General features: G+C 60.1%; 20 protein-coding genes. 8 read left to right on the top strand and 12 right to left on the bottom strand.

What is annotated here, in order from left to right:
- Positions 1-81 precede the first annotated feature (81 nt).
- Positions 82-573, top strand: coding sequence for a histone H1-like DNA-binding protein (locus IPI80_RS01505; RefSeq protein WP_413856472.1), 492 nt, complete (start codon positions 82-84; stop codon positions 571-573).
- 52 nt (positions 574-625) lie between these two features.
- Here the strand turns inward: IPI80_RS01505 and IPI80_RS01510 are convergent, their stop codons facing one another.
- From IPI80_RS01510 to IPI80_RS01535, 6 genes are all read right to left on the bottom strand, one after another.
- Positions 626-1,585: a DUF3426 domain-containing protein gene (locus IPI80_RS01510; RefSeq protein ID WP_413856474.1), complete on the bottom strand. Its 960-nt coding sequence runs from the start codon at positions 1,583-1,585 to the stop codon at positions 626-628.
- Positions 1,586-1,617: 32 nt separating this feature from the next.
- The gene (gene prmA / locus IPI80_RS01515; RefSeq protein WP_413857564.1) at positions 1,618-2,496 is read right to left on the bottom strand and encodes a 50S ribosomal protein L11 methyltransferase; all 879 of its coding nucleotides are present in this window, start codon (positions 2,494-2,496) and stop codon (positions 1,618-1,620) included.
- 11 nt (positions 2,497-2,507) lie between these two features.
- Entirely contained in the window at positions 2,508-3,857 is a 1,350-nt protein-coding gene (gene accC / locus IPI80_RS01520; protein ID WP_413856476.1) for an acetyl-CoA carboxylase biotin carboxylase subunit, read from the bottom strand.
- A gap of 18 nt (positions 3,858-3,875) precedes the next feature.
- Positions 3,876-4,334 carry an acetyl-CoA carboxylase biotin carboxyl carrier protein gene (gene accB / locus IPI80_RS01525; protein ID WP_413856478.1) on the bottom strand — a complete coding sequence of 153 codons (459 nt, stop codon included), beginning with the start codon at positions 4,332-4,334 and terminating at the stop codon, positions 3,876-3,878.
- Positions 4,335-4,504: 170 nt separating this feature from the next.
- Entirely contained in the window at positions 4,505-5,080 is a 576-nt protein-coding gene (locus tag IPI80_RS01530; protein WP_413856480.1) for a TlpA family protein disulfide reductase, read from the bottom strand.
- A complete protein-coding gene (locus IPI80_RS01535) occupies positions 5,077-5,670 on the bottom strand; it encodes a hypothetical protein (protein ID WP_413856482.1) in 594 nt (197 codons plus the stop codon). The genes IPI80_RS01530 and IPI80_RS01535 overlap by 4 nt, the downstream gene beginning before the upstream one ends.
- A gap of 131 nt (positions 5,671-5,801) precedes the next feature.
- On the opposite strand from IPI80_RS01535, the gene mpl reads away from it, so the two are divergent.
- The 7 genes from mpl to IPI80_RS01570 all read left to right on the top strand — a co-directional run bounded on the left by mpl (position 5,802) and on the right by IPI80_RS01570 (position 13,264).
- A complete protein-coding gene (gene mpl, locus IPI80_RS01540; protein WP_413856484.1) occupies positions 5,802-7,280 on the top strand; it encodes a UDP-N-acetylmuramate:L-alanyl-gamma-D-glutamyl-meso-diaminopimelate ligase in 1,479 nt (492 codons plus the stop codon).
- A 19-nt stretch (positions 7,281-7,299) separates the two neighbouring features.
- Positions 7,300-7,695: a hypothetical protein gene (locus IPI80_RS01545; RefSeq protein ID WP_413856486.1), complete on the top strand. Its 396-nt coding sequence runs from the start codon at positions 7,300-7,302 to the stop codon at positions 7,693-7,695.
- Positions 7,696-7,745: 50 nt separating this feature from the next.
- Positions 7,746-9,692: an acyl CoA:acetate/3-ketoacid CoA transferase gene (locus tag IPI80_RS01550; protein ID WP_413856488.1), complete on the top strand. Its 1,947-nt coding sequence runs from the start codon at positions 7,746-7,748 to the stop codon at positions 9,690-9,692.
- 91 nt (positions 9,693-9,783) lie between these two features.
- Positions 9,784-9,939 (top strand): DUF3149 domain-containing protein, encoded by a 156-nt coding sequence (locus IPI80_RS01555; protein WP_413856490.1) that lies wholly within the window; start codon positions 9,784-9,786, stop codon positions 9,937-9,939.
- Positions 9,940-10,147: 208 nt separating this feature from the next.
- Positions 10,148-11,518 carry a tryptophanase gene (locus IPI80_RS01560; RefSeq protein WP_413856492.1) on the top strand — a complete coding sequence of 457 codons (1,371 nt, stop codon included), beginning with the start codon at positions 10,148-10,150 and terminating at the stop codon, positions 11,516-11,518.
- Positions 11,519-11,562: 44 nt separating this feature from the next.
- A complete protein-coding gene (locus IPI80_RS01565) occupies positions 11,563-12,795 on the top strand; it encodes a WD40/YVTN/BNR-like repeat-containing protein (protein WP_413856494.1) in 1,233 nt (410 codons plus the stop codon).
- 13 nt (positions 12,796-12,808) lie between these two features.
- Positions 12,809-13,264, top strand: coding sequence for a hypothetical protein (locus IPI80_RS01570; protein ID WP_413856496.1), 456 nt, complete (start codon positions 12,809-12,811; stop codon positions 13,262-13,264).
- A 4-nt stretch (positions 13,265-13,268) separates the two neighbouring features.
- Here IPI80_RS01570 and IPI80_RS01575 read toward each other — a convergent pair whose 3' ends face one another.
- The 6 genes from IPI80_RS01575 to IPI80_RS01600 all read right to left on the bottom strand — a co-directional run bounded on the left by IPI80_RS01575 (position 13,269) and on the right by IPI80_RS01600 (position 20,613).
- On the bottom strand, positions 13,269-14,402 hold the full coding sequence (locus IPI80_RS01575) for a 3-deoxy-7-phosphoheptulonate synthase (protein WP_413856498.1): 1,134 nt from the start codon (positions 14,400-14,402) through the stop codon (positions 13,269-13,271).
- A gap of 218 nt (positions 14,403-14,620) precedes the next feature.
- Positions 14,621-15,259 carry a hypothetical protein gene (locus IPI80_RS01580; protein ID WP_413856500.1) on the bottom strand — a complete coding sequence of 213 codons (639 nt, stop codon included), beginning with the start codon at positions 15,257-15,259 and terminating at the stop codon, positions 14,621-14,623.
- Positions 15,260-15,300: 41 nt separating this feature from the next.
- On the bottom strand, positions 15,301-16,761 hold the full coding sequence (tldD, locus tag IPI80_RS01585; protein ID WP_413856502.1) for a metalloprotease TldD: 1,461 nt from the start codon (positions 16,759-16,761) through the stop codon (positions 15,301-15,303).
- A gap of 16 nt (positions 16,762-16,777) precedes the next feature.
- On the bottom strand, positions 16,778-17,932 hold the full coding sequence (gene rodA / locus IPI80_RS01590) for a rod shape-determining protein RodA (RefSeq protein WP_413856504.1): 1,155 nt from the start codon (positions 17,930-17,932) through the stop codon (positions 16,778-16,780).
- Positions 17,933-17,983: 51 nt separating this feature from the next.
- Positions 17,984-19,894, bottom strand: coding sequence for an ATP-binding protein (locus tag IPI80_RS01595; RefSeq protein WP_413856506.1), 1,911 nt, complete (start codon positions 19,892-19,894; stop codon positions 17,984-17,986).
- Positions 19,891-20,613 carry a response regulator gene (locus tag IPI80_RS01600; RefSeq protein WP_413856508.1) on the bottom strand — a complete coding sequence of 241 codons (723 nt, stop codon included), beginning with the start codon at positions 20,611-20,613 and terminating at the stop codon, positions 19,891-19,893. Before IPI80_RS01600 ends, IPI80_RS01595 begins: the two co-directional genes overlap by 4 nt.
- Positions 20,614-20,730 lie beyond the last annotated feature (117 nt).

Consider the following 20,730-nt stretch of genomic DNA (forward strand, 5'->3'; position numbering starts at 1 on the left):
GGCAATTGCCCAACCACATGAATCGCTTCTTGCAAACAACTGGCAAGAAGTGCTCTTTGTAAATTGATCAAGGAGAAAATCATGGCAACTGCAAAAAAACCGGCCGCAAAAAAGGCCGCTCCCGCTAAGAAAGCTGCACCCGTAAAAAAAGTAGCTGCTAAAAAACCAGCCGCGAAGAAGGCTGCCCCGGCTAAAAAAGCGGCACCAGCTAAGAAAGTAGCTGCAAAAAAAGCTGCCCCGGCTAAAAAAGCGGCACCAGCTAAGAAAGTAGCTGCAAAAAAAGCTGCCCCGGCTAAAAAAGCGGCACCAGCTAAGAAAGTAGCTGCAAAAAAAGCTGCCCCGGCTAAAAAGGCTACTGCAAAGAAAGCAGCACCTGCCAAAAAGGCCGCAGCCAAAAAAGCGCCGGCCAAAAAGGCCGCCGTAGCCAAGAAGCCAGTCGCTAAAAAGGCAGCCAAAAAGCCGGCTGCGAAGAAAGCAGCGAAAGCACCCGCTGCCAAGGCCCCTGCGCCTGCTGCTCAGACAACCCTGAATCCGCAGGCCGCTTGGCCCTTCCCCACTTCCAGCAAGCCTTAATCAGTTAGCTGTTGAAGTGCAAGGCCCGAAACCGCAAGGTTCGGGCCTTTTTCTATGGGTAAAACGACAACAGCCGGTACCCCGAAATTTTCTCACTGTTGCCATTGAGTTTGATCGACATGGACAAACTGGTCGGCAGTTCCGCACCCGGTTCCAGCACAGCGTGATTTTCTGCAAACTCAGACGTGAGGAAAACCTTGCGCACGACCGCCTGATCTTGCAGGTCTGTCAGCGTCAACTCCACCGCAGGCGTGGCCAATGGGATTTGCGCCGTGTTCTTCAGCGTAAAGCCCAGTCGGTAGATGTCCGCCCGCACCTTGGTAAAGGAAGAGCTGTCGATCACCACCGATTCAATTTGTCGCAAGGGTGCAATGATGCAGCCCAACACAGAACATAGCGGCACCAAAATACTGCGGGCAGCTGGCTCCATAGCCACCAAGCGGTCGCGTTCGCGCACAACAACCTGTAGCAGCAAAGCGATACCCAAAATACCGCTAACCAACGCCAGCATGACACCAACCCATCTCCGTTTGGGCGATGTGCGCGCAGTGGTTGGTTTCAAAAACGCATGACTCAAAGTTCCTGCATCCAGCGCTTCGGGTGGCTGTACTTTTGCAATGTTCGCAACGGGTGAAACTCGCGGCTCCACGATTGAAGGTTGTGGTTGTGTTATCGCATCGTCAGTGGCATCCTGCAATTCGATGTGCGGGTCATGCGGATTGGCTGGTCGAAAGGGATCGCTGGCAGGCTCTGCCAATTCAGCAATTTCATCGCTACCAATAGGAATATCGATCGCCACCGCAGTGTCTGGCGGAGGCTCCGATTGGCTCACTGGAATGGCGCGTGATGGAAGCGGGCTTGCGTCCAGATTGCCCGGGGCTTGCAGGTGGAGGTTTGCGTCAAAAACTTCGTTGCACTGGCCGCAACGAACCCAGCCTTCCGAAACGCGGAGTTGGTCGGGCACGACCTTGAACATCGTCGCGCAGGCAGGGCATCGGGTAATCAAGCTCATCTGCGTGCCATTGTAGAGAACCAGCAGCTTATCTACACCGTTGCCGTCATCAGTATCCAGCCGTCTTCTCGGTCAGCCACGGCCAGGCTGCAATATGGCGCGTAGGCCGCCATGAGTTCATCGGCCTGGCGCTCCAAAATACCGGCCAGTACCAAATGCCCACCCGGTGCGACATGGGAACACAGCAACGGCGCCAGTACTTTAAGTGGCGTCGCCAGAATATTGGCCAACACCACGCCATAGACGCCGTCGGCCCGATCTGGAAGACCCGCCTGTATGGAAACTGCGTTCGCTGCAGCATTCAGCTCGGTGGACTGAACCGCTGCATCATCAATGTCGACCGCCACCACATCGGTGGCGCCAAATTTGGCTGCACCGATAGCCAGAATGCCGGAGCCACAGCCATAGTCCAGCACCCGGTTGGGCATGGCATGGGTGGCGATCCAGCGCAGGCACATGCGGGTGGTCGGGTGGGTGCCGGTGCCAAAGGCCAGTCCCGGGTCCAGGCGGATCACCCGACGTGCCTGGGCGGGTGGTTCGTGCCAGGTCGGAACAATCCAGAATTCCGGCGTAATGTCCACCGGCGCGAATTGCGACTGGGTCAGGCGCACCCAGTCCTGTTCGGGCACGGGTGCCAGTGCCAGCACCTGACAGACACTAAAAAAGTCCTGCGCCTGCAACAATGCAGCCGCTTCACGGGCCAACGGTTCATCGGCAAACAAGGCCACCACACGGGAGCGTTGCCAGCCTTCCTTGGGCGGTGGCATACCGGGCTCGCCAAACAGTGCTTGCTCGGCATCCGTCTGGGCGTCGGCGTCCTCGACACTGACGCTCAGGGCGTCCAGGGCGGCCAGCGCATCGCTCAGATGCTCCACCCGGTCCTCTGGGCACATCAGGCTGATTTCAAACATAGCCATGCGAATCAACGCTTGCGCTGATCCAGCCACTGCTCCAGGTAGTGGATATTGGTGCCACCAATCATGAAGCTGGCGTCCACCATCAACTCACGGTGCAGAGCAATATTGGTGTTGATTCCTTCGACCACTGTCTCAGCCAAGGCCGTGCGCATCCGCGCCATGGCCTGCTCGCGTGTATCGCCATGCACAATGATCTTGCCGATCATGGAGTCATAGTTGGGCGGAACAAAGTAGTTCGTGTAAATGTGCGTATCCACGCGCACGCCCGGTCCCCCGGGTGCGTGCCAGGTCGTAATGCGACCCGGTGAAGGGGTGAATTTGTAGGGGTCTTCAGCATTCACACGGCACTCAATGGCGTGGCCGCGGATTTCAATCTGCCGCTGCGTGAAAGGCAGTTTCTCACCCGCAGCCACCATGATCTGGGTGCGCACGATGTCGATGCCCGTGACCATTTCCGTGACCGGATGCTCCACCTGAACCCGGGTGTTCATTTCGATGAAATAAAACTCGCCGTCTTCATACAGAAATTCGAACGTTCCGGCACCACGATAACCAATCTTTTTGCACGCAGCTACACAGCGTTCGCCAATGCGCTCAATCAGCTTGCGGTTAATGCCGGGCGCGGGCGCTTCTTCCAGAATTTTCTGGTGGCGCCGCTGCATGGAGCAATCGCGCTCACCCAGGTACACGGCGTTGCGATGTTTGTCGGCCAGCACCTGGATTTCGATGTGGCGCGGGTTCTGGAGAAACTTCTCCATATAAACAGCCGGATTGCCAAAGGCGGCACCCGCCTCTGCCTTGGTCATTGCCACGGCGTTGATCAGGGCCGCTTCGGTGTGTACCACGCGCATGCCGCGTCCGCCACCGCCACCTGCCGCCTTGATGATGACGGGGTAACCAATAGCCTTGGCAATGCGGCGAATCAGGGCTGGATCGTCGGGCAGTTCACCCTCCGAGCCTGGTACACAGGGAACACCGGCCCGAATCATGGCTTGCTTGGCCGACACCTTGTCACCCATGATACGAATGGAGTCGGGAGAGGGGCCGATGAACTGAAAGCCACTTTTTTCTACGCGCTCGGCAAAGTCGGCGTTCTCACTCAGGAAACCGTACCCGGGGTGAATAGCCTCCGCGTCGGTGACTTCGGCTGCAGAAATGATGGCTGGCACATTCAGGTAGCTCTGGGCCGAAGGCGCCGGGCCGATGCAAACGGCCTCGTCGGCCAGCTTCACGTATTTGGCTTCGCGGTCGGCTTCGGAATACACCATCACCGCCTTGATACCCAGTTCACGGCAGGCACGCTGGATTCGCAGCGCAATCTCGCCACGGTTGGCGATCAGGATTTTTTTAAACATGGAAATGCCTGTGACGGCTTACTCAATATGGAACAAGGGCTGACCGTACTCAACCGCCTGTCCGTTGTCACACAGAATGCGGGTAATGGTGCCGGCCTTGTCGGCCTCGATCTCATTGAGGATCTTCATGGCCTCAATGATGCAGATGGTTTCGCCTTCTTTGACCACCGAGCCAATTTCCACAAAGGGCTTGGCGCCAGGCGATGACGAGCGATAAAAGGTGCCCACCATGGGCGACTTGACTGCGTGACTGGTGTCCACCTCGACAGCTGCCGGGGCCGGCGCGCTAACCGGGGCGGCGGCGAGACCCGGGCCCGCAGCGGGTGGCGCATACACTGGGGCAGTTCCGTAACTGTGAACGACGGCACCACCACCCTTTACGATACGGACCTTGCCCTCGGCTTCGGTAATTTCAAGCTCGGACACATTGGAGTCCGATACCAGGTCAATCAGGGTCTTGAGTTTGCGCAAATCCATATCATCTCCAACGGTCGAAATATAGTAAGAGCGCGAATTTACAGCAAAAATACGCTATCTGTCGATAAATATTGAGATATTGCCGTTAAAAACCAGGGTATTTCGCCGATCTTTCGACGCCAAATACCGAGTCACAGCGACAAACACCCGCATTCAGGTGTTTGAAGTGCTCATTTTAATCGAAGCCAGTTGGACAAATCGTCAGGGGTGATTCGACCCATTTTGCGCTGCAACACCATGCCATCACGCCCGAGCACCACAGAAAACGGCAATCCGCCCACAAGATTGCCTAAGCCACGACTCAATTCTGCACCCGTCAAACCTGCCAATCCGATCGGGAAATCCAGGGGCATTTTTTGCAAAAACGCTCTCACTGGAGCCGGTTTGTCAATTGCCAAACCCAGAACTTGCCATCCATTTGCCTTGTTTTCACGATAAAAGTTGTTGATTAACGGAAGTTCTTCTACGCACGGGGTGCACCAGGTTGCCCAAAAGTTAACCAACAACGGCTGTCCCTGAAATGAGCGGATTGCTACCGTGGAGCCGTCAGGCGTGTCAAATCGGTGGTCCCAAAACCCCTGGGTGGGCGCACTCGGTGGTGGCCCGTCCGGCACATGGAGCCGCCACCAGGCAGCACTACCGCCGGCCAGACCTGCGGCAACAGCCGTGCCACCCAACAGAAGGCGACGCCGTGTGTCCGACAGGGCGGCTTGTGGAGGAGAAGGATTCGGGTTGGGCGCGTTCATGGACCCACATCATGCAACAAACCGCGCAACGCTGCCGCGTCACCACGGGGACGCCGCCCGCGGCTGTCCGCGCGCATGGCGCCACGCATGTCGTCCAGGTCGTATACCAGTAGGTGCAGACCCACCTGCTCATGCAGCTCCGGGCAAACCACATGCACGCTCAGGGCGTCGACCGGTTCACCATGAAGGCCGGTTACGGTGCGTGGCTCGTAAGGAATGTTCATGTCAATCAGGCTGATCTCTGCTGATTTGGAGTCATCGCAAAACAATTGCAGATAAATATCGGACCGGCGGGTGGCCGTGCCATGCCACACGGCACCGGCAATGTGGGGGCGAAAACGCTCCAGGCGCTCCATCCACACCAGCGCCAAGGCGCGCAGAGCCTGCAGTTCGACCGGCTGGGTGTCAGCACAGAACACCGCAATGTAGTCTTCAACGGCCCTATCCATGGCTTCATTGTCGGGCAATGCCGTGCGGCTGGGCAGCCCCATCTGCTTGACGGCTCGGCGCTTGGCCGCCGCGTAGTCCAACCCCTCTTCCACCACCAAGCGGGCCGCAACAGCGGCCAGTTCCTCTTTCAACGTGTCCATGCCTGTATTGTGCCCTTGCACCCAACTGTCGCGTGTCAGCCGGGGAATGCTCACGTTTTGATAGCTACCCACGTACAATTTTCGAGGGCTAGCACCCCATTTGACACATAGTAGCCCCGTAGAATATGCCCATGCACATTCATATTCTTGGCATTTGCGGCACCTTCATGGGTGGCCTGGCCGCGCTGGCGCGAGAGGCTGGCCACAAAGTTACCGGGTGTGACGCCGGCGTTTACCCTCCCATGAGCGACCAGTTGCGCGCCTTGGGTATTGAACTGCTTGAAGGCTTTGGCGCCGAGCAGATGGCGTTGCAACCCGACCTGTACGTGATTGGCAATGTGGTGAGCCGCGCGCGGCTAGCCGATGGTTCACCCAAATTCCCGCTGATGGAGGCTATTCTGGATGCCGGCGCGCCCTACACCAGCGGTCCTCAGTGGTTGTCTGAACACGTGCTGCAGGGGCGCCACGTGCTGGCCATCGCCGGCACCCACGGCAAAACCACGACCACTGCCATGCTGACCTGGATACTCGAATGCGCCGGGCTGCAACCCGGTTTTCTGGTGGGCGGGGTGCCCCTGAACTTTGGCGTCTCCGCGCGCTTGGGTGGCGGCAGTGTGGCTGCGGACTCTGCTCCGTGTCCCCCGCCCGCTATGCGGACTCCTCCTTTACCTGCGCAGAGCCCGCAGCCACACAGCCTTGCGTTATTCGTCATTGAGGCTGATGAATACGACACGGCTTTCTTCGACAAGCGCAGCAAGTTTGTGCACTACCGCCCCCGCACAGCGGTGTTGAACAACCTGGAGTTCGACCACGCCGACATCTTTGACAATCTGGCCGCCATTGAGCGCCAGTTCCACCACCTGGTGCGCACCGTGCCCGCTTCGGGCCGCATCGTGGTCAATGGGCTGGAAGAAAGCCTGACCCGCGTACTCAACCTGGGTTGCTGGAGCGAGGTGCGCAGCTTTGGCAGCACCGTGAGCGACTTTACTGCCCAGGGCGAGCCCCATGCGTTTGATGTGCTGCAGCGCGGCCAGGTAGTGGGTCACGTCGCTTGGACGGTGACTGGGGTGCACAACCAGTTGAACGCATTGGCCGCCATTGCCGCCGCCGACCACGTGGGAGTACCACCCGCCGTGGCCGCTCAGGCGCTAGGACGATTCCAGAACGTCAAGCGCCGCATGGAAGTGCGAGGCAGCGTGCCATTAAAGGGCGCCGATACAACCCCCCTCACCGTGTACGACGACTTTGCCCACCACCCCACCGCCATCCACACCACCATCAACGGCCTGCGCCGCCAAGTGGGCACGGCGCGGATATTGGCCGTGTTCGAGCCACGCAGCAACACCATGAAACTCGGCGCCATGAAATCCCAATTGCCCTGGAGTCTGGAAGAAGCCGACCTGGCCTTTTGCCACAGCGGCGGGCTGGATTGGGATGCACGCGAAGCCCTGTCCAGCATGGGTGCGCGTGCCCAGGTGGCAGACAACGTTGATACCCTGGTGTCCCTGGTACTGGCGCAGGCGCAACCCGGCGACCACATCCTGTGCATGAGCAACGGCGGCTTTGGCGGCATCCACCAAAAACTGATAACGTCACTGCAGAACCAATAAGCGCCTTACGCAATTCGCCATGAACTGGTTGCAAAAAGTACCCAACAGCCACCGAGCCGCCAGTGGTCTGGAGTGGAAGCTGTGGCGCAAACTGCCCTGGATTGCAGTGCTGGGCACCGTCTTGCTTCTGCTGGCATTGCTGGTCCTGCACACGCTGATGGATGCGCCACAAGACGGTTCCGCCGAGGCCCGCTGGCTGCAAATGGCCGATTATTTCATCTACGCCGTGCTGATATTCCACTGGACTATGGTGCTTACGGTGGCCATTGGCTGCATCATCGTGATGGTGATGAAAGGCCCCAGCTACCAGGCCGACAGTTACCCGGTATCGCACAGCGACCAACCCCGCACCACGCAGGAAACCGATGAAGAAGCCGCCAGTAGGCGCCCGCACGATAACCAGAAAGCGGCTTAGACCGGTGCCCCCGGCACCAGCCCCTGAGACCGCTCAGCCAGGAGACAACGGTGCACTCGCAGTTCAACCACACGACACCCCAGGGTGCCCAGCGCAACAAGGTCGTCACCGCCGCCGAGGCGGTGCGCCTGATCCACGATGGCGACACGGTCGCCACCGGCGGCTTCGTCGGCATCGGCTTTGCCGAGACCATTGCCGTGGCGCTGGAGAAGCGCTTTCTGGGCACAGAGGAGGAAACCGGCACCGGCTCGCCGCGCAGCCTAACCCTGGTCTACGCTGCCGGCCAGGGCGACGGCGCCACCCGCGGACTCAACCACCTGGGCCACGCCGGCATGGTGCAGCGTGTAATCGGCGGCCACTGGGGTCTCGTGCCGGCGTTGCAGAAACTGGCCATCGACAACGCCATTGAGGCCTACAACCTGCCCCAAGGCGTGATTGCCCACCTGTTTCGCGACATTGCGGCGGGCAAGCCCGGCACCCTCACCCACGTCGGACTGGACACCTTTGTCGACCCACGTTGGGGCGGCGGCAAGCTCAACGCCCGCACCACCGAGGACCTGGTGCGCCTGATGGAAGTGGACGGCAAGGAATACCTGTTTTACAAGGCCTTTCCCATCTCGGTGGGCATCATCCGCGCCACCACGGCCGATCCCGATGGCAACCTGACCATGGAGCGCGAAGCGCTAACGCTAGAAGCGCTGGCAATTGCCATGGCGGCCCGCAATTCGGGTGGCATCGTCATCGCCCAGGTGGAGCGCATTGCCGAGCGCGGCACCCTGCACCCACGTCTGGTCAAGGTGCCCGGCGTGCTGGTGGATGCGGTTGTACTGGCTACCGACCCGGCCCACCACATGCAAACCTTTTCGGAGCAGTACAACCCGGCCTATTCCGGCGAGATCCGCGTGCCCCAGGATTCGCTGGCCGCAATGCCCCTGTGCGAGCGCAAGGTGATCGCCCGCCGTGCAGCGCTGGAACTGCGCCCCAACGCGGTGGTCAACCTCGGGATCGGCATGCCCGAGGGCGTGGCCCGCGTGGCCGCCGAGGAAAAGATCATCGACCTGGTTACCCTTACGGCCGAGCCGGGCGTGATTGGCGGCATCCCGGCCAGCGGCCTGAGCTTTGGTGCTGCGGTCAATTCGCAGGCGGTGATCGACCAGCCCAACCAGTTTGACTTTTACGATGGTGGAGGTCTGGATATTGCCATCCTGGGCCTGGCCCAAGCCGATGCCCAGGGCAATCTGAACGTAAGCAAGTTCGGTCCGCGCCTGGCCGGGGCCGGCGGCTTCATCAACATCAGCCAGAACGCCAAAACCGTGGTGCTGGTGGGCACCTTCACAGCATGTGACCTGGACGTGTCCCTGCAGGACGGCCGCCTGCAGATCCGTAGCGAGGGCAGCACGCGCAAGTTCGTGCAGGCGGTGGAGCACCGCACCTTCAGTGGCCGCGAAGCCTGCAAGCGCGGCCAGCGCGTGCTGTACGTCACCGAGCGCTGCGTATTCCAGCTCAAACCCGATGGCAACCAGGGCAGTCTGGAGCTGATCGAAATCGCCCCCGGCATCGACCTGGAGCGCGACGTTCTGGCCCACATGGACTTCATGCCCGCCATCAGCCCCCACCTGCGTCTGATGGACGCCGCCCTGTTTGCCGAGGAGCCCGTGGGCCTGCGCGAACGCCTGCTGGCCACGCCACTGGAGCAGCGCTGCGAGCTGGACCGCGAGCACCGACTGCTGTTCATCAATTTCGAAGGACTGGCAGTGGACCAGCCCAGCGACATCGTCGACATCGAACAGCACCTGACTGCCCTGCTGGAGCCCTTGGGGCAGCGCGTGGCCGTCGTGGTCAACTACGATAGCTGCAGCATCCTGCCACCACTGATCGACGACTACTCCGCCATGGTCAAGCGCCTGACCGAACGCTTCTACAGCCGGGTCACACGCTACGGCACTGGCGGTTTTCTCAAGGCGCGACTGGAGGGACTTAAGCCCACGAACAAATAGTGCGCGCCTGGTCGGACCAAACATGACTTACATCAATATTCAGGCGTGGCAACGGATGCACACTGGGACCTCTAACCCAAGGAGCTGACCCATGAAACTTCTCACTGACCTGTTTTCCACCGACTACGGCCTGATGAGCATCAGTGGCATTGTCTTTATGCTGGGCATGGGGGTGTTCTTTCTGCGCTACTTCAAGCGCAAAATTGCCGAAGACACGGCAGCCGCAGAAGCGGCCAACGGCAAGTAAAACAGTGTGACGCTACATGCTCTTAAAAATATAGCGTCTTAACTAGATTGGAAGAGGGCTAGAGGCCAATCTTGCCTTAAGACTATTGACGCAAACGGCGCAAAACACAATCTGCGCTCTTTTTAGGCTGTGTTGGAAATAACCGACACAACGACCTTTTCTGTGGTGATAACTTTGCCTCCTTGTATGAACACACACCGGAGCCACCATGCCCAAAACCCTGATTGAACCGTTTCGCATCAAGAGCATTGAACCCATCCGTATGACCACCCGTGAGGAACGCATACGCCTGCTGGAAGCCGCCAAACTCAATGTTTTCAAACTGCGCGCCGAAGACGTGCTGATCGACTGGCTGACCGATTCCGGCACTGGCGCCATGTCGTCCAAGCAATGGGGTGCCATCATGGAGGGCGACGAAAGCTACGCCGGTGCACGCAGCTACTACCGGCTGGAAAAGGTGATTCAGGACATCACCGGCATGCCGCACTTTGTACCCACCCACCAAGGTCGCGCCGCCGAGAAAGTCTTGTTTACCGCCGCTTGCAAAAAGGGCGACCTGGTACCCAACAACTGCCACTTTGACACCACCCGTGGCAACCTGGAATACATGGGTGTTGAAGCGGTCGATCTGGTCATTGCAGAAGGCTTGCAACCGGCACTGATCTACCCGTTCAAAGGCAATATTGACATCGCCCGGGCCGAGGCCCTGTTGCAAAAAGAAGGCCATCGCATTCCGTTTGGGATGATCACCGTGACCAACAACACCGGTGGCGGCCAGCCCGTGTCCATGGCCAATATCCGCGCCTACTCCGCCCTGCTCAAGAAGTACGGCAAACCTTTCATCATGGACGTGTGCCGCTTCTCGGAAAACGCCATGTTCATCAAGATGCGCGAGCCGGGCTATGAAAACACGCCCATCAAAACCATCGTGCAGGAAATGTTCTCCTATTGCGACGGCTGCACCATGAGCGCCAAGAAGGACGGCATGGTCAACATTGGCGGCTTTATCGTGCTGCGCAGCGATGAGTGGCTGGATGCCGTACGCAACGGCCTGATCATGATGGAAGGTTTCCCCACCTACGGCGGCATGGCCGGGCGCGACCTGGAAGCCCTGGCCGTGGGTCTGGAAGAGGGCATGGATGAGGACTACCTGCGCTACCGACTGCGCACCGCCGAGTACTTGGGGGAGCGCCTGGAAGCAGCCGGCGTGAGCTTTGTCAAACCCACCGGTGGCCATGCGGTGTATATCGACGCACGCACCGTGCTGCCCAATATGCCGGTGGAGCACTACCCAGCCTGGGCACTGTGCAACGCACTGTACCTGGAAGGTGGCATTCGCGGCGTGGAAATCGGCTCCGTCATGTTTGGCAAGCGTCTGGAGAGCGGGGTCGAAACCTTCCACTCCATGGAACTGGTGCGCCTGGCTTTCCCGCGGCGCATGTACACGCAATCGCACTTTGACTATGCGGCTGAAGTGATTGCCGAGGTCAAGCAACATGCCGCCAGCATCCGTGGCGTCAAGATCACCAAGCAGCCCCCGTTTCTGCGCCACTTCACCTGCGAATGCGCATGGGTGTGACGCGCTTGTAAAATCCACCATCTACTTCTTTTAGGTGGTTCTACATGTTCTTATCTTCCGTGCGCCAGGCACTTGCCGCCCTCTTCGTTGCCGTGCTGGTTACTGCCTGTGGGGGCAGTGGCGATCCGGCGCCAGCCCCAACGGGAGGCATCGCGGTATCGCCGGGTGACGGCAAGGCCACGGTCACGTGGCAAATGGACCCCAATGTGAAGTACTGGGTGTTTTACGCGCCCACCACCAGCGCCATCACCACCGCCAACTGGACCAATTTTCCGGGTTCTGTGGCGGCAATGAATGTGTCGTCCCCCTATGTCGTCACTGGACTGGTCAACGGCTTCACCTATGGGTTCACGGTCAATGGCCGCACAGGTGATGCTGCTGGCGGCCCCGGCAGCCCCTCCGTTTCCATCATCCCCCGTCCCGCCGGTGCAACCTGGTCGGCCCCTCAGGTGTTGGGTAGCGACACGCTGCGCGGCATTACCTACGGCCTCAGCACGGCGGATTCATTGGGCTACTACCTGGCAGCCGGTGACAACGGCAGCGCCTTCAAGAGCAGGGATGGGTTGACCTTCACGGCTGCTGCTTCGGTTCCCAACACCAATGTCAACGCGGTGATTTACAACCTGAGCAAGTACATGGCAGTGGGCGCCAGTGGCATCATCTACACCAGTACCGACCTCAATACCTGGACACCGGCGAATGCAGCCACTGGTCAAAATCTGAACGCCATTGCCAGCAATGGAACCATTGCCATCGTGGTTGGCAACAACGGCACCGTCCGCAGCACCGCCGATGGCATTGTCTGGACCGGCGTTACCGTGCCCACCACGCAAAACCTGTATGGCATTACCTATACGGCTGCAGGCTACTGGGTTGCCGTTGGCGCTGGTGGAACCGTGCTCACCAGCGCAGACGGTGTCACCTGGACAGCGGCAGCCTCCGGCACCACGGCCGACCTGCGTGCAGTGGCGGTGCAGGCCTATACGACTTACACCTATGTCGCGGTGGGTGATAGTGGCACTATTCTGCGTAGCACCGACAACGGCGCCACCTGGACGGCACAAGCCTCTCCCACACAGTCAAACCTGCTCGCGGTCAGTGCCGCTTCCACCCAGTTTTTGGTAACCGGTGCAAGTGGCACCATTGCCACCAGTGTGGACGGCATTACCTGGACAAGCCGCGCCAGTGGCACCACGACGGACTTGTACGCCGTCATCAGCGGACTGGCACAGTACGTGGCCGTAGGCTCGGGTGGCGTCACCATCAATTCGCAGTAAACTTCCAGCCACCATGACACGTCCAACGCCGTCGGTCATCAGCACCACCCAGGTTGACGCAACGCGCTTTCGTCCGCATGGGCGTGTCGACATGTGGATGGAAAATGGTGTATTGCAGTACGAGGCGACAGGGCCGTTCAACGCCGAAGTGTTTGACTGCATGGCCGTGGCGCAAATGGAGTTTTTGACGTCACTGCCACCCTTCTCTGGCCGGTGGGCCAGCATCTGCACCTTGCGTAACAGCGCCATGTGCCCACGAGAAGCCATCCAGCGCTACACCCAACTCATGCAAAGCCCTAAACCGGCCAACCTGGAGCCGGTGGCCACTGCCTTTGTGATGGGGCCCGAGGTGGAAGGTGGCAAGATCATGGCACCCCATTTTGAGCGGGTTTACACCTTGATCCAGCGCCCCTTTCGCATCTGCACCACCATGGAAGAAGCCCAGGCCTGGGTGCACAGCCTGATGTGAGTTTCTAACGCTGCCGGCGCGCCTGGATCGCGCTGGACAGAACTTCCAGCGTAGCCACCGAATCGTCCCAGCCCAGGCAGGCATCGGTAATGCTCTTGCCGTATTCCAGTTTGCCGGCATCCTCTTTGCCGGGTGTGAACTTTTGTGCACCGGCGTTCAGGTGGCTTTCCACCATGACACCGAACACGCTGTGTGAGCCGCCTGCAATCTGGCTGGCGATGTCGCGTGCCACGTCCATCTGTTTCTCGTGCTGCTTGCTGCTATTGGCATGGCTACAGTCCACCATCAGCGTGGCGGGTAATTTGGATTTTTCCAATTCTTTGCAAGCCGCAGCCACACTGGCAGCGTCAAAATTGGGTGCCTTGCCACCGCGCAGGATGACGTGGCAATCCTTGTTTCCATTGGTTTGCACGATGGCCACCTGGCCGTTTTTGTGCACCGACAAAAAGTGGTGCGCACCCGCAGCGGCCTGAATGGCATCGGTGGCAATCTTGATATTGCCATCAGTGCCGTTCTTGAAGCCAATGGGTGCCGACAGCCCAGAGGCCAGCTCGCGGTGCACCTGGCTCTCGGTCGTGCGTGCACCAATGGCGCCCCAGGCAATCAGATCGCCCAGGTACTGGGGCGAGATCACGTCCAGGAATTCGCTGCCGGCGGGCAGGCCCAGGCGGTTGATCTCGATCAGCATCTGGCGCGCAATGCGCAGGCCTTCGTCGATGCGAAAGCTCTCGTCCAGGTAGGGATCGTTGATCAACCCCTTCCAGCCCACGGTGGTGCGGGGTTTTTCAAAATACACGCGCATCACAATTTCCAGCGTGTCTTTGTACTTTTCGCGCTGAACTTTCAGGTGACGCGCATAGTCCAGTGCCGCTGCCGGATCGTGGATGGAACACGGGCCAATGATGACCAGCAGACGATCATCCTTGCCGGCAATGATGTTGTGGATGGCGTGGCGGGTATGGGTGATGAGTTTTTCCACACCCGTTCCCTGGATCGGAAAGAAGCGGATCAGGTGCTCGGGAGGCGGCAGCACGGTAATGTCCTTGATGCGTTCGTCATCGGTCTGGCTGGTGCGGTCGGTCTGCTGGGGGGCATTGGGGTACCACGCGTCCGATGGGGAAGATGTCTTTGTAGTCATGTGTCGTTCCTGAAGAAAAAAATAGGGGCTAAAGTTGGGCCAAAAAAAACCGCCGGGGGTGCCGGCGGTTTTGGGAAGATTGGGTGCGTCTGGTGTTCAGGCTCGCTCAATTCTCTCGACCGCCATTGCGTGTGAGAACCAAAAGTAGCTAAAGTAAGAACGCCCAATTTGCATGCTTTTACTGTAGCACACTCAGCGCAGCCCCAGCTGACAGCACGTTAGTCGGTGCGCCGGCGGCCTCGGCGGCCTTCCTTTCGCACCACCTGGCGTTTGATCCGCTGGCGCATCCACCAGGCTCGCCAGCGACTCCAGGTCGAGAGCGGCTGCAACTCTTCGTCGTACGGGGCAGCATCCAATTTGGATTGTTCATAGACATCAAGCAACAAGGAGCCAGCGCCCAGCAAACGCCACGCGGCCAGGTCAAAATCGGCCAAAACCGGTACCTGACGATTGGGTGGCGCGGCTTCCATGGCCCACTGCGTCACCAGAATGCGGAATTGGTTGAGCGCGGAGAAGTGGGCGTCAAACTCAAAGAAACGGTGCCAATCCACGCCCACTCCCAGCAGAAGGGCCCGGTGGGTGCGCAGATCGCCTACCAAATCAATCAGGGCTGTTGCCAGCCGCGCCGGGTCTGTGCCGCGCGACAGCTGCAACATGCCCACCAGGGCTTCAATCTGCACTGCAAGGGCTTGCAGGCTTTCACCAACCTGCAGGGATTCTTCGTCGGCCACGGCCGAACGCATGAACTGGCTGTATTGGCCAATGGACTGGGCGGTCGTCAGGCTTGGCGGGGCGCGGCCGGCACTGGATTCATCTGGCACATGTGGTGACAGGGGGGTCGAGTCGTCGCTGTGCATGTTCCGGCCCCCGTAGCTTCGTTGCAGCCCGCAGGGCGGCGTCAGGCGGTGCCGCCCACCGTCAATCCATCCAGACGCAGCGTGGGCTGACCCACGCCCACCGGCACGCTTTGGCCCTCTTTACCACAGGTGCCAACGCCGCTGTCGAGCTTCATGTCGTTGCCGATCATGCTGACGCGCTTGAGGCATTCCGGGCCGCTGCCCACCAGAGTCGCACCCTTGACCGGGAACAACACCTTGCCGTTCTCCACCCAATAGGCCTCGCTTGCCGAGAACACAAACTTGCCGGAGGTGATGTCCACCTGGCCGCCGCCAAAGTTGGTGGCGTACAAGCCCTTTTTGATACTGGCCACAATCTCTTGCGGGTCTTTGTCGCCACCGAGCATGTAGGTATTGGTCATGCGCGGCATGGGCACATGGGCATAGCTTTCGCGCCGGCCATTGCCGGTAGGGGCCACGCCCATGAGGCGCGCATTCATGGCGTCCTGGATATAGCCCTTGAGAATGCCGTCTTCGATCAGCACCGTGCGCTGGCTGGTGTTGCCTTCGTCGTCCACGTTGAGCGAACCGCGCCGGTCGGCAAGCGTGCCATCATCCAGTACGGTGACGCCCTTGGCAGCCACGCGCTGGCCCACACGCCCGCTGAAGGCGCTGGAGCCCTTGCGATTGAAGTCGCCCTCCAGGCCGTGGCCAATGGCTTCGTGCAGCAGAATACCCGGCCAGCCCGGGCCCAGCACCACGGTCATTTCACCAGCTGGCGCCGGGCGCGCGTCCAGGTTGGTCAGTGCCGCATGCACGGCCTCATCCACATATTTTTCGATCTGGGCGTCGTCAAAATACGCCAGACCAAAGCGCCCGCCGCCGCCGGCAGAGCCCACCTCGCGGCGACCCTTTTGCTCAGCAATCACGGTGACCGACAGGCGCACCAGCGGGCGCACATCGGCTGCCAGGGTGCCGTCGGCGCGCGCCACCAGCACCACGTCGTACTCACTGGCCAGTCCAGCCATGACCTGCGCCACGCGCGGGTCCTTGGCGCGGGCCAGTTTCTCCACCCGGCCGAGCAACTCCACCTTGGCCGTGCTGTCCAGCGTGGTGATGGGGTCCAGCTCGGGGTACAGGGCGCGCGATTTTGCTATCTTTTTGGAAGCTACCTTGGTCCGTTTGGCGAGGGCTGCACTCGAAATAGTTCGCACGGTACGGGCCGCGTCGAGCAAGCTGGCCTCGGAAATATCATCCGAGTAGGCAAAGGCGGTTTTTTCACCGCTGACGGCGCGCACGCCCACACCTTGGTCAATGGAAAATGACCCGGTTTTGACAATCCCTTCTTCCAGGCTCCAGCCCTCGGAACGGGTGTACTGGAAATACAGGTCAGCCTCGTCCACCTGGTGCGCCTTGATTTCATTCAGGGCGCGAGCCAGATGGCCCTCATCCAGACCAAAAGGGGTTAGCAGGAGGCGCTGGGCAATGGCCAGGCGATCAATCGTGGGTTCGCGTGCAATCATGGGGCGATTCTAGGCGTCAGGACTGAACCAGGCGTCGGGAGTTGGCAATGGCCATAAGGATGCCCACCGCCAACCCCAGGGTCACCATGGCAGTGCCGCCGTAGCTGATGAAGGGCAGCGGCACACCCACCACCGGCAGAATGCCGCTGACCATGCCCATGTTGACAAAGGCATAGGTGAAAAAAATCATGGTCACGCTGCCCGCCAAGAGGCGCGAGAACAGTGTGGGCGCTTCCAGCGCAATGGCCAGCCCGCGCAGGATCAGGAAGATAAAGGCGGCGATCAGAAACAAATTGCCCAACAGGCCGAATTCCTCGGAATAGGCGGCGAAGATGAAGTCGGTGGTGCGCTCGGGGATGAACTCCAGATGGGTTTGCGTACCCTTCATGAAGCCCACGCCGGTTAGACCGCCCGAGCCGATGGCGATCATGCCCTGGATAATGTGAAAGCCCTTGCCCAGCGGGTCACGCGAGGGGTCCAACAGGGTGCAGATGCGTTGCTGCTGGTAGTCGTGCAGGATGGGCCAGCGAACACCGTCGGCACACAGGGCCGGTTCAAAGGCCACGATCAGCACCACACCCACCACGCCCAGCACCAGCGGCGGAATGACCAGTTTCCAGCTCATGCCGGCATAGAAGATGACCGACGTGCCGGCCGCCAAAATCAAGAGAGCGGTACCCAAATCCGGCTGCCGCATGATCAGGGCCACCGGTAACCCCAACAACACGGCGGCCACGCCAAAGTCCAGCGGGCGCAACTGGCCCTCCCGCTTTTGGAACCACCAGGCCAGCATCAGCGGCATGGCGATCTTGAGGATTTCGCTGGGCTGGATGATGACGCCGACGTTGATCCAGCGCCGCGCTCCCTTTTTGGTAATGCCAAACACCGCCACCGCTATCAGCAAGGCAAAACCGACCATATAGAGGGGCACGGCCAGAGCCATCAGGCGTTGGGGCGGCACCTGGGCCACCACGAACATGATGGTGGCGGCAATCAGCATGTTGCGGGCATGGTCCTCAAAGCGGGTGCCGTGGTCATACCCTGAGGAATACATGATCAGAAGACCAGCGCAGGCCAGCAGAAAGACGGCAAAGGCCAACGGGCCGTCAAAGCCGTGAAACCAGGGCGCAATGCGCCGCCAAAGAGGGGGTTTGTCAAAAACAGTTGCCATAGCGAGGCGCCATTATCCCTGCCCGGAGCGCGCCAAGGCAGCCCGGGGACACTAAACCGTCAACTGAATTTCCACGACGGTCGTACCCGGCTCGCTGGTAATGGCCAGTTCGGCGCCCATGGCAGTCGCGCGCTGGCGCAAGCTGGCCAGCCCCTTGTGCGTGCAGGACTCAGCGTCAAAGCCACGGCCATCGTCAATCACCCGCACAAAGATACGGTTCCCGGGCTGCGAATGGGCCTCGATCCGCAACACTTGGGCGTGGGCGTGCTGCAGGACGTTGGACAGCGACTCAAACAGCATGAACTGCAGCTCGGTCATGGCGGCAGAGTCCAGCTGGGGGCACAGGGGCAGCAGGTCCACATCCCACTGCAGTTCAATGCCCATCGCGGTGAAGCGCGGGCCCAGGCGGTAGCGCAGGTTCGCCAACAGCGCCGTCACGTCGCCCGGCACCAGGTGAATGGCATCGATAGACAGCTTGAGCTGGTCCATGGCGTCGCGCAGGGTCAGCAGCACCTCGCTCTTGTCGACAGTGCCCGTACTCTGGTCCACCGCTTGCAGCTGACGCATGGCCGAGCTGATGTGCGAACCAACCCCATCGTGCATGTTGCGCAAAATGCGGCTGCGTTCAGCCGTGCGTTCCTGCTGGCGGGCCAGCGTTTCCAGGCGGTCATAGCTATCACGCAGCGCACGCTCCTTGTCTGCCACCCGCGAGGCCAGATTGGCCAGCAAATCCCGCAACTGCTGGCTGGTGGCGCGAAAGCGCAGCAAAGCCACATAGCCCAAGGCCAGCCCAAACAAGACCGATGAATAGCGAACCCATGCGTAGGAACCATAAACCGGATCGATGCGAAACACATAAATGTCGCGCAGTGCCACCAGGATATTGATGAGCCCCACGACCGCTACAACGCGATACTCGACGCGGGACTGGCGCGCGGAACACCACAGAAATACAAGCACAAAGACCAGCAGGCTCAGACCAAATGCGCCATACCACAGCGACAGGGCCAGTGTTTGCCCCTGTGCCAGCGTCAGCCAGACAAAACCAGGGCACAGCACCATCAGGATCAGCAGCCAGCGCCGAAAGCGCACAGCCCAGCTTTGCGCGCGCCAGTCCGCCAGTTCCATACAGGCCAACGCCATGCTGCTGCCCCATATACCCATTGAGCCAGACTGCAAAATGCCCCACCACGGCCAGCGCAAGGGCGGATCATCGAACAAGCCGTCGCCAACGTAAGCCGCCCAGAAAAGCTGGGCCACAGCCGCAAGCAGGTACAGGGGGTCGCGCCTCAAACGCCCGACCATGTGCAGCCCGGCAAGTCCACTCCACAGGGCCAAGGCCGTCAAGCCCACCACCAGGCTGAAGGCGACCAAGCCCGCCACGGCGGTGACCCGCCAGCGGTAGTTCTGCGTGTACAGCGGGAACACCTCATCCTGCGGACCAATCAGGATCGGTGCCAGCCCGCCTCGGCGCCCAATATCAGCCCGAATGTCCACGCGAAGCCGGTTAAAAGCCTGGAAATGCCCTGCAGCCACCGAGACGTAGTGCGGCACCCGGGCGGAGTCGCTACCGTTGTACGCCTGCAAGTCGTTTGGCTGGCTCGCCATGGAGCCTACTCGCTGCAGCAGTGTGCCGTTGAGCCAAATTTCATAGGCGTTTCCTACGCTCGGCAAGTAAATACCCCCGCCGCCATCGGGCACCTGGGGCAGTGCAAATTCCAAGTCGAAGGTGGCGACGCCGCGCTGCCCTGGATTGGAACTGTCCCAACTATAGGGCAGGGTCACGTCGCTGCGAATGGTCTCGCCATGGACCATTACCGTGGTCTTGGCACGGTCCAGCGTCAAGGTGGTGGTTGTAGCGGTGGTGGCCCAAGCGGAGCCCCACCACCCCAGCCAACCCAACAGCAGGGCCAAATACCAGGCCGTGCGAACCGGCCTACAGCGCCGGTGCCAGCCGTTCATTTGGCTGAGGGTGCCATGCTGGGCTGCGGTAGTAACCCCATGCGGGTGGCTTCCATCACCGCTTCCATCTTGGAGTGCACCTCCAGCTTGCCATACAGGCTCTTGATATGGGATTGGATGGTGTGCACGCTCAAACTCTTGAGTTCGGCGATTTCGGAGTAGGAGAATCCGCGCGCGATCAACTCCAGCACCTCTTGCTCGCGCCGGGACAGCAGGGTTTTTTCCCCCTCATTTGCTTCAACTTTGATAGCTTCTTGTGTAATAGGTACGAGGGCCAGAGCCTCATTTGACTGCATAGACCGGTATTTGGACAGCACCCGGCGTGCAATCATGGGTGAAATGGGCGAGGCACCGGCCTTCATCTCCAGAATGGTGTTGGCAATGTCATCGGGCGCGGCATCCTTGTGGATATAGCCCAAGGCGCCGGCCTCGATGCTGGCCAGCACATTGTCCTCGTCGCCAAACATGGAAATCACCAACGACTCGCACGTTGGGTGGCGTTGGCGGGCGTAACGAATGACCTCCAGGCCGCTGCCATCGGGCAGGCCCAGGTCGGTCAGCAACACGTCCACACCCTGTTCCGCACGATCCAGGTAGGCCTTGGCATCGGCCACACAGGCAACACTGGTCTCCAACTGCAACTGGGGCGAGCGCAACACGCTGGCAGCGAAAAACTCGCGCATCTGGGGGTCGTCTTCAACAATCAGTACTCGCCACACCCTGGGTACTCCTTGGTGGCCCCAGCGCCGCACCGGCGCTTGTTGAACCCACCCCCCGAGCATATCGGCATCTGAGCCGTTGTAACCACCCATCAACAACTGACGCAGGCACTCAGT

The organism is Candidatus Aalborgicola defluviihabitans (assembly GCF_016705985.1).
Taxonomy (GTDB): domain Bacteria; phylum Pseudomonadota; class Gammaproteobacteria; order Burkholderiales; family Burkholderiaceae_C; genus Allorhodoferax; species Allorhodoferax defluviihabitans.

Coding starts and splice junctions, on each gene's coding strand:
- IPI80_RS01545 (WP_413856486.1), top strand. CDS start 7,300: ATGAACTGGTTGCAAAAAGTACCCAACAGCCACCGAGCCGCCAGTGGT.
- mpl (WP_413856484.1), top strand. CDS start 5,802: ATGCACATTCATATTCTTGGCATTTGCGGCACCTTCATGGGTGGCCTG.
- IPI80_RS01560 (WP_413856492.1), top strand. CDS start 10,148: ATGCCCAAAACCCTGATTGAACCGTTTCGCATCAAGAGCATTGAACCC.
- prmA (WP_413857564.1), bottom strand. CDS start 2,496: ATGTTTGAAATCAGCCTGATGTGCCCAGAGGACCGGGTGGAGCATCTG.
- accB (WP_413856478.1), bottom strand. CDS start 4,334: ATGGATTTGCGCAAACTCAAGACCCTGATTGACCTGGTATCGGACTCC.
- tldD (WP_413856502.1), bottom strand. CDS start 16,761: ATGATTGCACGCGAACCCACGATTGATCGCCTGGCCATTGCCCAGCGC.
- IPI80_RS01575 (WP_413856498.1), bottom strand. CDS start 14,402: ATGACTACAAAGACATCTTCCCCATCGGACGCGTGGTACCCCAATGCC.
- IPI80_RS01555 (WP_413856490.1), top strand. CDS start 9,784: ATGAAACTTCTCACTGACCTGTTTTCCACCGACTACGGCCTGATGAGC.
- rodA (WP_413856504.1), bottom strand. CDS start 17,932: ATGGCAACTGTTTTTGACAAACCCCCTCTTTGGCGGCGCATTGCGCCC.
- IPI80_RS01530 (WP_413856480.1), bottom strand. CDS start 5,080: ATGAACGCGCCCAACCCGAATCCTTCTCCTCCACAAGCCGCCCTGTCG.
- IPI80_RS01510 (WP_413856474.1), bottom strand. CDS start 1,585: ATGAGCTTGATTACCCGATGCCCTGCCTGCGCGACGATGTTCAAGGTC.
- IPI80_RS01505 (WP_413856472.1), top strand. CDS start 82: ATGGCAACTGCAAAAAAACCGGCCGCAAAAAAGGCCGCTCCCGCTAAG.
- IPI80_RS01595 (WP_413856506.1), bottom strand. CDS start 19,894: ATGAACGGCTGGCACCGGCGCTGTAGGCCGGTTCGCACGGCCTGGTAT.
- IPI80_RS01565 (WP_413856494.1), top strand. CDS start 11,563: ATGTTCTTATCTTCCGTGCGCCAGGCACTTGCCGCCCTCTTCGTTGCC.
- IPI80_RS01535 (WP_413856482.1), bottom strand. CDS start 5,670: ATGGACACGTTGAAAGAGGAACTGGCCGCTGTTGCGGCCCGCTTGGTG.
- IPI80_RS01570 (WP_413856496.1), top strand. CDS start 12,809: ATGACACGTCCAACGCCGTCGGTCATCAGCACCACCCAGGTTGACGCA.
- IPI80_RS01580 (WP_413856500.1), bottom strand. CDS start 15,259: ATGCACAGCGACGACTCGACCCCCCTGTCACCACATGTGCCAGATGAA.
- accC (WP_413856476.1), bottom strand. CDS start 3,857: ATGTTTAAAAAAATCCTGATCGCCAACCGTGGCGAGATTGCGCTGCGA.